The 13,461-nt window shown below is 46.4% G+C and carries 13 protein-coding genes and 1 pseudogene; 9 read left to right on the top strand and 5 right to left on the bottom strand.

Translation table 11 applies throughout. From position 1 onward, the window contains the following. Positions 1–90 precede the first annotated feature (90 nt). Positions 91–1,362, bottom strand: a complete 1,272-nt coding sequence (locus AYJ58_RS09435; protein ID WP_106649901.1) for an amino acid permease — start codon at positions 1,360–1,362, stop codon at positions 91–93. A 256-nt stretch (positions 1,363–1,618) separates the two neighbouring features. Between AYJ58_RS09435 and AYJ58_RS09430 the strand changes: the two genes are divergently transcribed. The 3 genes from AYJ58_RS09430 to AYJ58_RS09420 are packed head-to-tail and all read left to right on the top strand — an operon-like array spanning position 1,619 to position 4,011. Next, entirely contained in the window at positions 1,619–2,002 is a 384-nt protein-coding gene (locus AYJ58_RS09430) for a RidA family protein (RefSeq protein WP_106649900.1), read from the top strand. A gap of 24 nt (positions 2,003–2,026) precedes the next feature. Then, positions 2,027–3,301 carry an L-cysteine desulfidase family protein gene (locus tag AYJ58_RS09425; RefSeq protein WP_106649899.1) on the top strand — a complete coding sequence of 425 codons (1,275 nt, stop codon included), beginning with the start codon at positions 2,027–2,029 and terminating at the stop codon, positions 3,299–3,301. 50 nt (positions 3,302–3,351) lie between these two features. Further along, complete coding sequence (locus AYJ58_RS09420) at positions 3,352–4,011, top strand: helix-turn-helix transcriptional regulator (protein ID WP_106649898.1); 660 nt, start codon at positions 3,352–3,354, stop codon at positions 4,009–4,011. Between the two features lie 51 nt (positions 4,012–4,062). Here the strand turns inward: AYJ58_RS09420 and AYJ58_RS09415 are convergent, their stop codons facing one another. Both AYJ58_RS09415 and AYJ58_RS09410 read right to left on the bottom strand, forming a co-directional pair. Further along, positions 4,063–5,652 carry a hypothetical protein gene (locus tag AYJ58_RS09415; RefSeq protein WP_106649897.1) on the bottom strand — a complete coding sequence of 530 codons (1,590 nt, stop codon included), beginning with the start codon at positions 5,650–5,652 and terminating at the stop codon, positions 4,063–4,065. A 203-nt stretch (positions 5,653–5,855) separates the two neighbouring features. Then, the gene (locus tag AYJ58_RS09410) at positions 5,856–6,770 is read right to left on the bottom strand and encodes a DUF368 domain-containing protein (RefSeq protein ID WP_106649896.1); all 915 of its coding nucleotides are present in this window, start codon (positions 6,768–6,770) and stop codon (positions 5,856–5,858) included. Positions 6,771–6,994: 224 nt separating this feature from the next. On the opposite strand from AYJ58_RS09410, the pseudogene AYJ58_RS09405 reads away from it, so the two are divergent. The 4 genes and pseudogenes from AYJ58_RS09405 (at position 6,995) to AYJ58_RS09390 (ending at position 9,880) form a co-directional block, all read left to right on the top strand. After that, positions 6,995–7,494: pseudogene (locus AYJ58_RS09405) on the top strand (hotdog fold domain-containing protein). Positions 7,495–7,577: 83 nt separating this feature from the next. Further along, positions 7,578–8,015 carry a nucleoside deaminase gene (locus tag AYJ58_RS09400; RefSeq protein WP_071938312.1) on the top strand — a complete coding sequence of 146 codons (438 nt, stop codon included), beginning with the start codon at positions 7,578–7,580 and terminating at the stop codon, positions 8,013–8,015. Between the two features lie 168 nt (positions 8,016–8,183). Continuing rightward, the gene (locus AYJ58_RS09395; protein ID WP_198555644.1) at positions 8,184–9,389 is read left to right on the top strand and encodes a DUF418 domain-containing protein; all 1,206 of its coding nucleotides are present in this window, start codon (positions 8,184–8,186) and stop codon (positions 9,387–9,389) included. A gap of 29 nt (positions 9,390–9,418) precedes the next feature. Then, on the top strand, positions 9,419–9,880 hold the full coding sequence (locus AYJ58_RS09390) for a DUF1294 domain-containing protein (protein ID WP_106649895.1): 462 nt from the start codon (positions 9,419–9,421) through the stop codon (positions 9,878–9,880). Here AYJ58_RS09390 and AYJ58_RS09385 read toward each other — a convergent pair. After that, complete coding sequence (locus tag AYJ58_RS09385; protein ID WP_106649894.1) at positions 9,877–10,488, bottom strand: TetR/AcrR family transcriptional regulator; 612 nt, start codon at positions 10,486–10,488, stop codon at positions 9,877–9,879. The genes AYJ58_RS09390 and AYJ58_RS09385 overlap by 4 nt on opposite strands. Positions 10,489–10,768: 280 nt before the next feature. Here AYJ58_RS09385 and AYJ58_RS09380 point away from each other — a divergent pair, with 280 nt between their 5' ends. Beyond that, a complete protein-coding gene (locus AYJ58_RS09380; protein WP_106649893.1) occupies positions 10,769–11,248 on the top strand; it encodes an HPP family protein in 480 nt (159 codons plus the stop codon). A gap of 85 nt (positions 11,249–11,333) precedes the next feature. Here the strand turns inward: AYJ58_RS09380 and AYJ58_RS09375 are convergent, their stop codons facing one another. Then, positions 11,334–12,683, bottom strand: coding sequence for a short-chain fatty acid transporter (locus AYJ58_RS09375; RefSeq protein ID WP_106649892.1), 1,350 nt, complete (start codon positions 12,681–12,683; stop codon positions 11,334–11,336). Between the two features lie 234 nt (positions 12,684–12,917). On the opposite strand from AYJ58_RS09375, the gene AYJ58_RS09370 reads away from it, so the two are divergent. Continuing rightward, positions 12,918–13,388, top strand: a complete 471-nt coding sequence (locus AYJ58_RS09370) for an FKBP-type peptidyl-prolyl cis-trans isomerase (RefSeq protein ID WP_106649891.1) — start codon at positions 12,918–12,920, stop codon at positions 13,386–13,388. The last annotated feature ends 73 nt before the right edge of the window (positions 13,389–13,461 follow it).

Genomic DNA, 13,461 nt, shown 5'->3' with positions numbered 1-13,461 from the left:
AAGGTCGTTTTCCCCGCAAAAAACCGGTATTGAGTAACTCAATACCGGTTTTTATGCATCAAAGCTTAACTTCCCCCCATTTTAACCTTGCTAACTAAACGCCAAGAAAGGTGATACACACAGTAATAAACCCGTGATGATAATGATATACAGCGACATGCCCTTGTACTTATGCAGTGCGGGGACTTGATACACTAAATAAGCGGGAATTAAACAACCCACTAAACCAAAGATTGGACTGCAAATGGACGTAAAACTTAGCACTGGCGCATTCAATACAATCGCGCCCCACGACAGTAGAATCGTGAAAATCATGATGCCGTAACCGACAAGCTTTTTGTTGATGCGATCTTCAGGCATAAACCGACGCAGCATATTCATGGTTAGCCCTTGGCAAGCTTCTCTGAAACCAAGATACACGCCAAAGTAAGCCGTCATGACGGCAAAAATGTTCAGTGTCAGACTCAGTAATTTCAGCGTTTGCCCCTGCATACCTTGGGCGACCATGGCCAAGGCCGAGATATTTTCTTCCGATGCGCGCACCGCTTGTTCGTGACCCATAGCGAGCGTGAATGATACGGCATAAAAGAACACCACGACAAACAAGACGCCAAAGGCAATATTCATCGCGCGCATCGCTTTAAAGCGCGCCACGGCTAAAGATTTTTCCCGTGAACGGTATGAAATCACCATAGGGCTTAAGCTTTGAATAAACAGAATCGATGTCAGCGTAAAAGGCAGCATAACGACCGCATCTTTTAACCAATCACCCGTTGCTGGGATAGCGCCAATATTATTGATATCCCACTTATCCACCATCAATAACCCTAACACAGCCACAACACCCAGCTTAGTCAGCACCATAAAAGTGGAGATCTTAAACAGTAGATTTTCACCGCGGGAGGCTAAGGCAACTAAGCCGCAGATTAAGGCTAAACCATAAAAAGGATTTTCTGACAATAACGCTTTGGTGACCCCAAAACTTTGCAAAAATGAAGCACTGTCGTTTGTAATGGCCGTTGAATAAACGAACACCCAAATGACCAGCATGATGAAGTACAAGCCGCCCAACAGCATGCCCCAGTTTTTACCTAAGTAACCCGAAATCACACTCGGGTAATCCTTACACTCAGGCGATTCGGCTAAGGTATTGATAAACAACCGTTGAAACATATACATGGCAGGATAGCCAATAATGCCAGACAGTAAAAACACCCATAACCCCATTAAACCGACCTGCACAGGCAAAAACACGATCCCCGCGCCAATCGCCATTCCAATACTCATGATAATCCAGCCCCAATCCGTACTATCGAAGCGGGTATCTGCTTTCCACTGTGCAGCAGTAATTGTTGCATCCATTATTTCACCTTTACCTTGTTGCTATCATTTTCTGCAAATATATTTGAACAAAACAAACTCAGCAATCAAAACACTCAACTTTTGTTGAACGAAGAGTTAACGCTCACAACTTGACTGAAAACGAGATAAATAGCGCACAAACCGCAGTGACAAATGAAATTCATTAAAAAATAATTGCAATAAAACATAAAAATACAAATAATGTTGCACATACGCCGACCTAGGCATTCAATTTTATTTGCAAGTTGGAGAGACAATGAAAACTATTATTCATGCAGAACGTGCTCCCGCGGCCATTGGCCCTTATTCACACGGTACGAGCTACGGCAATCTCATCTTCACCTCTGGCCAACTGCCCGTTTGTAAAGAGAAAGGCGGCGTGGTTGAAGGTGGGATCACCGCGCAATCGATTCAGTCGCTAGATAATCTCAAATACGTGCTTGAAGCGGGCGGTGGTAGCTTAGACACGGTTCTCAAAACCACTTGTTATCTTGCTGAGATCAGTGACTTTGCCGCCTTTAACGAAGTGTATAAAACCTATTTTAAAACCGACTGCCCTGCACGTAGCTGTTTTGCGGTGAAGGATCTTCCACTAGGCGTTAAAGTGGAAGTTGAAGCCATAGCACACGTTAACATTTAAGCATTAACATAAGGTTGTAAGCTGATGAAACCCCAATGGCAGCAGTATATTCGCATCATCAAACAAGTCGTTAAGCCAGCATTAGGCTGCACTGAGCCCATCGCCGCTGCTTACGCCGCCGCCGTCGCCCGCGCCTTACTGGGTGTTGAACCCGATTCAATTGCCGTACAAGTGTCTGACAATCTTTATAAAAACTCTATGGGCGTGTTTGTACCTGGCACAGGCAAAATCGGTCTGGCAATTGCCGCTGCAGCAGGCGCCATTGCTGGCAATCCTGATGCAGGCTTAGAAGTATTGGCCGTAATCACGCCGGAGCAAGTCACCAAAGCACAGGCATTGATTGATGCGGGTAAAGTCACAGTTGAGCGCACTGAAACGGCAGAGTTTATCTATTGCTGTGTCATCGCGAAAAAAGGCGACCGCGAAGCCCTAGTGAAAATCTGCGGCGGCCATACACTGATCGCCGAAAAGCGCCTCAACGGCGAATCCGTCTTCAGTGTCGATAGCACGCAAGCTAAAGCCACGGGGTCTATCTGTGAAGGCGTGGACATCACTATCGAATCCATTTATCGCTTCGCCCAAGAAGTCCCCTTCGAAGAGATCAAATTCATCCTCGAAGCCTCTGAGCTAAACGGCAAATTATCCGATGAAGGCATGGCGAATCCCTATGGACTCGAAGTCGGTCGCACCATGAAAAGTGGCATAGCCGCTGGCATTATTGGTGAAGATTTACTCAATAAAATCGTGATGTTAACGGCTGCCGCCTCCGATGCGCGCATGGGCGGTGCGAACTTGCCCGCCATGAGTAATCTTGGCAGTGGCAACCAAGGCATAGCCGCGACTATTCCCGTGGTATTAACGGCGCAATGCTATAAGGTTTCGGAAGAACAGCTCGCCCGCGCCTTGATCATGAGCCATCTAGGGGCGATTTACATCAAGTCCCATTACCCACCGCTGTCGGCATTTTGTGGCAATACAGTCACCAGCGCAGCCGCTTCTATGGCTATGGTGTATTTGGCGGGAGGTTCGTTCGAACAATCCTGTTTCGCGATTCAAAACGTGATCAGCGACAGCTCGGGCATGGTGTGTGACGGTGCTAAAGCTTCCTGCGCCATGAAGGTCAGCACGTCATCCAGTGCGGCCGTGCGCTCATTTTTGATGGCGCTCAGTAGTCACAATGTCTCCGGCCAAGGTATTATTGCAACCGATGTTGAAAAAACCATTAAAAACATTGGCAAAATGATCCTCAATGGCATGTCATCCACAGATGTCACTATTATCGATATTATGTCGGCATAATGATTTTAACCCGCTGAATAACGGCGGGTTAATAACCAAAGGTTGAAATTGTGAAACTGCAAGATTTAACGCAAAGTGATCTGGATATTCTGAAATCGGTCGAAAATATCGTCGATGGCATCGCTGCCATGTATGGTCAGCACACAGAAGTGGTATTGCACAGCCTAGATGCGAAACATCCGTCTGTGGTCAAAATTGCCAATGGCCATGTTACAGGCCGTGAAGTGGGTGCGCCGATAACCAACCTTGCCTTGCTTAAACTCAAGACAGGTCAGGATATTTCTAACTCTTACCTAACGAAATGCGCCAATGGTAAGACGCTAAGATCGATCACGACTGTGATCCGTAACAGTAAAAATCAGCCCATAGGTTTGCTGTGTATTAACAGCGACATGGATGCACCACTGCAATCTGTGCTGCGCACTATGATGCCAGAGCAACTCCTTGGCAGCGAACTGACCAGCTCGCCCGAGGTGTTTGCCCGCAATATCGATGAAGCGCTGCATAGCACGATTGACAGTATCAACCATGAAGTGCGCTCAAACTCTGGGATTTCTCCTTCACAGAAGAACCGCGAAATCGTCAATCAATTGCATGAGTTAGGGATTTTCGAACTCAAGGACAGCGCGCAAGTCGCTGCCACTCGATTGGGGATTTCGGTACATTCCATTTATCGCTATCTGCGGGAAATCAAAGCCAATCAAGCTTAATTGCGTACATGATTGAATCAACGGGCTGAAATGAAATATTCCAGCCTCGTTTTAATATGACATATCAGCATCAGCTTCACCGCCACTCCCTAACAGATCCCACGTCAAAACTTTACCATCAGAAGTGAGCGCTATCATGTTTGATATGTTGCCACGCACCTCAATGACATCGGTTAGATCAATATCTTGTTTTTTAGCATGCCAACTCAGTCCGCCAAATTGCCAAACAGAAAGGCTCCCATCACGTCGCTTAGCGGTAAATCCCATAACACTTGGGATAAGCTCGATAACCTCAGAGACCCCTAGCTTAGGTCCCACGCTATCCTCTACTACAGTGCCATCCGCTTTCAACGCAGCATAACTCTGATTTAACGTAACCACTTGAACTACATCTGTAATCTCTTGCATCATAGGTTCACCACTTAAATCCTCTGCTCCTTGCCAACCTATTAATGTGCCATCCTCTCGCAGCGCAACAAACCCCGTATCTATCGCATATAGTGCGCGTACATGTTGCAACTTGTTTTGCACGGCCGAAGCATTACCGCCATGGCGTTTATGACCCCAAACTACAACATCGCCATTCGCTTTTAACGCAGCATAAGCGCCATCATTAGCTACAATATCAATGACTTTTTCTTGGCTATTAGCAGGCGAGTTCGCTAAGGCTAACGGAAAAAGTACACGACTCTCTGGCAAAAAACCTTCACCCCACGCATAGACTCTTCCATCGGCCATTAATGCAGTAAAACCAAATACTGAATGAACAACTTTGGTAACTGCCGTAAACTCACTGAGTCTAGCTAGTTGTCTTTGGCTTTCTTGACCATCATTGACGCTCCCCCAAGACATTAGCTCCCCGTTTTGAGTCACGGCAGTAAAGGCACTTGGCGCCGCATAAACAGCTTTAATATTCTTAAGTTTTGCGGCAAGGTGTTGACTATTACCACCGTGATAGGCCGAACCCCAGGTCACCACAGTGCCATCCTGTAGTAACGCAGCAAATGCTGCATCATTGATACTCACACTCTGCACATTCTTCAACGCTGGCGCTGAATAAATTCCGTGATTTAATTCATCCAAAGACCCGTCCACGATAGACCAACTGATGACGCTGCCATCTCGTTTTATGGCGGCAAACAGATCATCACGCATTACAAAATCTGCCACTTGCGTGAATTTATCTTTAAGTAATGCTGGTGCATCCCCCATATCCCAAATCACCAGTCGATGGTCTTGGGTTAATGCTGCAAAACCACACCCAGAATCCGAAGCAAATATAGTTTTGACATTAACCAATTCAGCCGCCACTGCGCTATGGTCGCCGCCGCACTGACGATCGCCCCATGTCACCACGCTGCCATCCTGCCGAAGTGCCGCAAAAGCGCTCTTATTACTGTAAATATGGCGGACGTTCTCGAGGGAGTTGTCAGTAGTGAGATTGGTATCATCGGCTTGAGCATATTGGCCATATTGAGATGCCTTGCTCTGTGGCCCAAATTTTTGCAGAGTATTCTCGATCTGCGTGCGTTGCTCAGGGGAGAGCCCGACATCTTGCTTATTGATACTATTGGTAATCACATGGGTTAACGCGAAGAAAGCGAGCGCGGCGCCCGCCCATGAAACGGTATTCTTATTCACAAAACATCCTTATCGTAACGACAAACTCATACTGAATTTATACAGGTGCCTTCAACCAAAGGCACACCTCTGCAAAGGCTAAGTATTGTACAAAAAAACCATGAAAATTAAATATCTGATGCCTTTTGGGCAAAAACAACAAAGCAGCGAAGGCTCGCTGCTTTGATAGGGAAAACCTTATACCAAGGGTATTGAATAAAGGATTAATCTCTTTTACCCACTTTCTCTAACCCCCATACCAGTGCAATCGCCGCTAACATACACACAATGGCTAACATCAGTTGTGAAGGCTGACCCGTTACTTGCTCAAAATTAAGTGGGGAAATATTTTGCTCCAGCAAAGGTACTTGTTCGCCGTGGGAGTTGGTCCGCCAAGTTAAAGTTTCTTTCCACGGCCAAATTTTACCTAAGGTACCTAACATTAATCCGGTTAGAAACACGATAGTGGCATCGTGGTGTTTACGCAGCAGTGCCGACAATAGATGGCTGAATGTCAGTAATCCCATCACAGCGCCAACGGCGAAACAGGCCAAAATATCCAGCTGAATATTTTTAGCCGCAGCTAAAACCACGGGATATAAGCCTAACAATAATAAGATAAAACTGCCTGAAATCCCCGGTAACACCATAGCACAAATCGCAATCGCGCCGCCGAAGAAGATATTCATATAACTGGCTTCTACCGCGACCGGATTTAACACAGTAATCGCCCATGCTGCCAGCACACCTAAGGCAAATAAACCTAAACGTGCCACAGTGAAACCACTCACTTGCTTAAGCATATGCACGACAGAGATAAGAATAAGCCCAAAAAAGAACGACCAAATCGGGATCGGGTGCGTCACCAGTAACCAAGAGATTAACTTAGCAAAGGTAAAAATACTGGTTAGGATCCCCGCCAGCAGACTCACTAAAAAGCCACCATTAATATGGGCAAATGCCCCTTTTATGCCCTGCGACTTGATTACGCCCCAAAGGGAAGGATTAATGCGTTTTACACTATCGAGCAAGGTATCAAGAATACCGGTAATAAACGCTATGGTGCCGCCCGAAACGCCTGGCACCACATCGGCAGCGCCCATGGCCATTCCCTTAAAATACGTCAGCAAATATTTCACTGTGAGTCCTTGTAGTTAAATCAATATGCCATTGCCGTTAAACGACAAATTGGCCGCAATTATACGGTGTTACACTAAAAACCGCGAAATGAAGTTTGCTTAATTATGCCGACTGGTATTTGTTGTTATCCTAATGTTACACTCATCCGACCAGAGCGATCCAAACCTAACTTGGAACAGGCTCAAGATAACAATCCCCCTTTGCATCATTATTAAGGATGACCATGAGCCAGACTGATTCTTCTAGCACTGCAGAACAAAAACCAAATAAAGTGCTCGCGCTCTACCACAAGACTCGCCGTTATCCCTTCGGCCAAAAACTGTTTTCAATCATGGTGTCACGCATGGCACCCTATTTCGGCACCATCAAACCACTGATCACTGAATTACGCCTTAATCATTGCGCCTGTTTAATTAAAAAACGCCATGCTGTTCATAATCATATAAAAACTGTGCATGTGATTGCGATTTGTAACGGCCTAGAAATGGCCTGGGCGTGATGGCCGAAGCCTCAATTCCAAAGCATTTACGTTGGATCCCTAAGGGCATGAGTTTGGATTATACGGCTAAAGCCGGCAGCGATATTTTATGTATCGCCGAAGTGACGCCAGAGCAATGGACTCCGGGCGATATGTTGGTTCCCGTTACCGCCTACGACACCCAAGGTGTAGTTGTGGTTAAGGGCCATATCAAGCTGTGGATTTCAGAAAAACCGCAACAGTAGTCGCTAGCGATACAGACTAAAGTCACTTGCTAAACAATCACTTGCTGTTATGCTAAAAAATCACACAACTAAGGGATATCAAGATGGATGAATTTTTAGCGGCAGCCATTGAAGAGGCCAAACAAGGACTCGCCGAGGGCGGTATCCCCATTGGTTCAGTATTAGTGATAGATGGCAAAATCGTCGGGCGCGGCCACAATAAACGGGTACAAAAAGGCAGTTCAGTACTGCATGCCGAAATGGATTGCCTCGAAAATGCCGGCCGATTTAGCGCCGCCGAGTACCAAAGAGCAACCTTGTATTCCACCCTATCGCCCTGTGACATGTGCAGCGGCGCGGTATTACTTTATGGCATACCTAAAGTCATCGTCGGTGAAAACACCACCTTCCAAGGACCAGAAGCCTATGTTAAATCCCGCGGTGTGGATGTCACTGTGGTCGATAACGCCGAGTGCAAACAACTGATGCACGACTTTATCGCTAGCCATCCCACACTCTGGAACGAAGATATCGGCGAGTAGTGGATCTTCACTCTTCTCAGTCACTTTCTATATTTCACTTGCTATCTTTTTTGTATTTCACTTTTTGTATTGGCTGTATTTCATTGGGGGCTAGTGCCTGCTAGGCTAGCCCTCCCAAATCCCAGTGAAAAGTCGAACATGCCTACTAGCGAAAGGAACTCAGCTAACGTGCCAGCCAATTTACCTAAAGACCCTTGGTCAAGAACAAACGCCACGCAGCCAGTCGTCATGGCGATACCCGCACAACGTAATGCCAATCTCGATGCTATTCGCGGCTTAGCCGTGTTGGGGATATTTTTTATGAATATCTATTTTATGGGCATTACTTTTTTTGGCTATGCCCCCCACGAAACGCCGCCGCTGTCGGATCACATAATCAAAGTGTTCAGCAGCTTTTTCATCGAGGCGCGCTTTATCAGTCTGTTTTCCATCTTATTTGGCGTCGGGCTTTTTATTCAATATCAGAGATTTAGTGCCAAAGGCCTAGAAGCATATCCACTACTGCGTTCACGTTTGAAATGGCTAATGGTATTTGGCCTACTCCACGGCATCATTATCTGGCCAGGTGATATTTTATTAACCTATGGGATCAGCGGATTTTTAGCTTTGTGTTACAAAGATTTAAGTATTGAAGCCCTTAAGCGCAAAGCGAATATTTTTATTTTAAGCGCCTTAGTGATCATCACGCTGATTAGCTTTACGGGCAGCGATGAACCTTTCACTCGAGAATCGAGTCTATTTGCAGAGCAATACGGAGCATGGACCTCAAGCTATGCCGACCAATTGTTCCTGCATTTGATACAAGTGGGTTATATGGCGTTGGTGATCCCTTTTACCATAATATGGTTTACGGCGGGCTTAATGTTGCTCGGCATGGCCTTGTATCAACAGGGAACTTTTGAGCGGGGGTTTAGCAAGCCACAACTGCTGAAATTAGTGCTCGCCAGTGTGACGGTATCGCTACTCGATATCGGTTTAGACTTTAGCAATAATCCTATTCTAGTGACGTTTTCGGATGTGTTAATCATGCTAAGTGCTATTCCTATGGCGCTGATTTACATCCACATTATAGTTAAGGTTTGCCAGAATAATCCTAATATACTGACTCCGCTGCAAAATATTGGCAAACTCGCGTTTAGTCTCTATATTCTGCAATCCATCGTTGGCGTGTTAGTGTTTAGACACTTAGCTCCCGAATTGCTATTGAGCTTAGATAGATGGGGATACATGGCCATGGCGCTGGTTTATTCAGTAGTGCAATTACTGTTAGCCAGCCTGTACTTACGTTATTTCAAGCAAGGGCCATTGGAAAAACTTTGGCGCCACCTCGCGTTTAAAAAATACGCTGCATCACAAGAACGCCAGCAAGCTTAAAAACACTGACACGAGATTGATACCAGATAATGACGAATTCAAAACCAGCCAAAACGGGCAACAGAGCTTCACCTCAAACTAATCGTGCCCAAAATAGTCGCACTCAAAAGTCCAATACAGCCGCATCAGGTTCAAGCCTTATGCCGCTGTTATTAGTGCTGATTTTTCTTGCTGGCTTAATCGGCGCGGCCCAGCAACATATGCTTCCCTACGGCATTGCGGGCATGTACCTCACACTGAGCCTGCTGACCTTTATCGCCTATGCCATCGATAAATCAGCCGCAAAACGCGGTAAATGGCGCACTAAAGAAAGCACTTTGCATCTGCTGGCGCTCATGGGCGGTTGGCCCGGCGCCCTGTTTGCCCAAAACGTGTTAAGGCACAAGTCAGTTAAAGCCTCATTTAGAAACGTCTTCTGGCTCACCGTTGTCGCTAACTTAGCCGTGCTGGGTTATGGCATAAAAACCGGCGCCGTAGATATGTTTATCTAAGCATGAGTCGCGGCATCGATTAGCTGCTCAACCACAGATAATGCCAACAGTGCTGACTGAGTGTCGCCCTTTAGTTGGGCCGACACAATCGCGCCCTCTTTGAGTAAACCTATCGCAGCAGCTAGGTATTGGGTCTTAGCTTCAGGCAAACCCAATGCTGAGACTTGCTGCTCAATTAAACTGGCCACTCGCTGTTTATGCAGGACACAGAGTTGATGTACAGGATGGCTCGGCTCAGTAAATTCAGCGCTGACGTTGATAAAAAAACAGCCGCGAAACTCACACAGCTGCGGCACCTTTTGATTAAACCAATCATCGAGCGCCCTAAATAACCCACAAATGCCCTCTCGTCCCGCTGGTAATGCGTTCACTCGCTCGCTAAGCCATTGATAAAAAATCTCGTCGCGATAGCGCACTACAGCTTCGACTAACTCATCTTTACTGGCAAAGTGGTGGTACAGGGTTTTCTTGGCAATCGCCGATTCCTGCAGGATCTGGTTGATCCCCACTCCATGAACACTTTGAAAATAAAACAATTTAAAGGCGGTCGTGACCAATTGTTGCCGTTTATCCGATGACGCTCCCATCTGAATGTCTGTGCCCTGCATCAACTCATTCCTTATCTTTGGTAAACATTCGTTAGCAAATCTTAGCTAACAAATATGAGTCACACCTTCTCACGAGTAGACAAGTCAGTCTACCCATGAGGAGATGCGCCAAGAGTAGACAGATCGGTCTACATCGAGGGGTTAAATTTGGTTAACAGTGGAATCAAGAGTGAGCACGAGAAATCGCAGCGCGTTAACAGAAACGGTTTGCGTCAGCATTCACGTCCACAATTTATTTTCAAAATAAGGGCTTAACACCAGTCATTAATGGGAGAAAAAGATGCAAAGAATCAGTCAACAGAATCTAAAGATGGCCTTGCTCGCAGGGTGCGGGGCCATGTTGTGTATCAGTAGTTTAGCGGCGCTTGAACAGTTAACACCGCAAACTATTTGGTTAATGGCTCCCTTTGGCGCCACTATGGTGTTGTTGTTTGCCTTACCAGAAAGTCCGCTCGCTCAACCGAAAAACATACTCTGCGGTCACTTACTCACAAGTCTGGTCGGACTAATAATTTTAAATACTTTGGGAGTCTCCCCGCTCACCTTAGGGCTCGCGGTTGGATTAGGTATCGCAGTGATGATGCTAACCCATACAGTGCATCCACCCGCGGGAGCGAATCCTCTAGTCGTTATGCTCACGGCGCAGCACTGGGATTTTCTGTATATGCCCGTCGCCAGTGGTGTGGCGCTCATTCTGGCTTTTGGTTGGCTGTATCACAACTTGCTTTGCCGCCGCCAATATCCAAAAAAATGGTTTTAATTCATCATTAATCGCCAATAAAAAAGGGCAACCTTAAATTGCCCTTCTTACTCTCTAACATACAGAATCAGCTATCGCTTTATTTTTAAAACCAGCTCAACGCGATACTGATAATCACGCCTGTGATCATCAGCTGCATTAAACAAAATCCCATAATATCCCGCGCTTTTAAGCCTGCAATTGCCAGAACGGGCAGTGCCCAGAAAGGCTGAATGAGGTTAGTCCAGGCATCACCCCAAGCTACGGCCATGGCCACCCGAGCAACATCGGCGCCCAAGGCCTGCGCAGCAGGTAACATAATCGGTGCCTGTACGGCCCATTGACCGCCTCCCGATGGCACAAAAATATTTACAATTCCCGCGCTGATAAAGCTCCAAAATGGCAGGCTCTCGGCGCTAGCGATGGCCACAAAACCTTCCGAAATACTTTGGGCTAAACCCGATTGCACCATCACAGCCATAATGCCCGCATAGAAAGGGAATTGGATCACAATCCCTGCGCCGCCCTTAATGGCCTCATTCAAGCTGGTTAATAAACTGCGTGGCGTTTGATGTAAGAGGATAGCGAGAAAAAGGAATAAGAAGTTCACTAAGTTAAGGTTTAAGCTGCCGCCCTGTACCCAAAAGTAATAGCCTAAGTACACAAGCCCAGCGCCACCGACACTCCAGCCGAGTAAGCGGCTATTTTCTAACTTATCCGCAGGACGGCTTTCAGGCTGACGCTCGCTCACATTTTCAGGGTTAAGCGCCGAAACTGCGGGTTCGCTTACTTTATCGTCCAGAGCGCTTGGGTCGACATAAATGCTGTCCTTGTCTTCAGGCAACATAAAACGATTCACTAATGGCATGACCACAAACAAAATCGCCACTAACAGTAAGTTAAAGCTCGCGAAAATGGTGTCGCTGGTGGGGATAATGCCAATTTGTGCTTCGGAGAAATGCCCCGCCGTTGCTATGGTTAATGGGATAGAACCCGCGAGCCCACCATGCCAAACCACAAAGCCAGAATAGGCGCTGGCGACCAGCAGCCGATAATCCACTTTTACTTTGCGGGCTAAGGCTTTGGCAAACAACGCCCCCACCACTAGCCCAAAACCCCAGTTAATCCAACTGGCGGCCAGTGATACTAAGGTCACTAACATAATGGCTTGCGGTGCCGACTTAGCTAAACCCGCAATCGCATCGAGCAGCTTTTTAATTGGCGGGGAGCTTGCCAGCATAAATCCCGCCACCAGCACTAACAACATCTGCATCGAAAAACTCAGCAGGGTCCAAAAGCCATCGCCCCAATAATTAATGACTTCCAGTGGCGTTTTGTGTTCTGCGACCACGGCAGCAATTAACACCACTAAGGTGAGTAAAAGCACGAATATATAGGGATCGGGTAGGAATCGGTCGACGAGTTTGACCAGAGGTTTTGCCGCTTTGTTTAACATAGACTTTCCTTGTTTATTATCTAAATTCTAGTTTTTATCTGTTTTTATTGAATTTTTATTGAGTCTTAAGCCCACAGGTTAAGCGATCTCTAAAGCGGGATAAAGTCTTGAGGGGGTTTTTAAAGCGTTGAACTGGTAGCACCAGATAGCCAGCCCTACGCACACGCGAGTGCCGATAGCATCTCAAGCTAAAAAACTGATAATATGGCCAAAATTAACTAAGGTGCTCTTTATATGAAAATGTTACTTGCCGTAGCTGTGATTGCTGGGGTGATTTTTTACTTCTTTACCTCAATGAACGGCCAAAAAGCCGCCCAAGAGAATATCCGTTTAGGCAATGAATTTTTAGCGCAAAACAAAACTAAAGAAGGTGTTATCACCACAGCTTCGGGTTTGCAATATCAAGTGTTAACTCAAGGCGATGGCACTGTTCACCCTAAAGCCAGCGATACTGTGACAGTGCATTATCATGGCACTTTGATCGACGGTACTGTGTTCGATAGTTCGGTTGATCGCGGTGAGCCCATCGCATTTCCGCTTAACCGCGTAATTAAAGGTTGGACCGAGGGCGTGCAACTTATGGTCGTTGGCGATAAAGTGCGTTTCTTTATCCCAAGTGAACTCGCCTACGGCAATCGCAGCACGGGCAAAATTGGCGGTGGATCAGTGCTGATTTTTGATGTGGAACTGCTTAAGATTGATTAAATCAGTCTTCAATTAGCCAGTAAGATCACTTAATAAAGAAAAAGCCCTGAATCTTCGCAGGGCTTTTTATCTC

The organism is Shewanella sp. Pdp11, from assembly GCF_002838165.1.
Classification (GTDB): domain Bacteria; phylum Pseudomonadota; class Gammaproteobacteria; order Enterobacterales; family Shewanellaceae; genus Shewanella; species Shewanella hafniensis.
The sequence above is the reverse complement of the archived record's forward strand: the minus strand, read 5'-3'. Positions and strand labels throughout refer to the sequence as shown.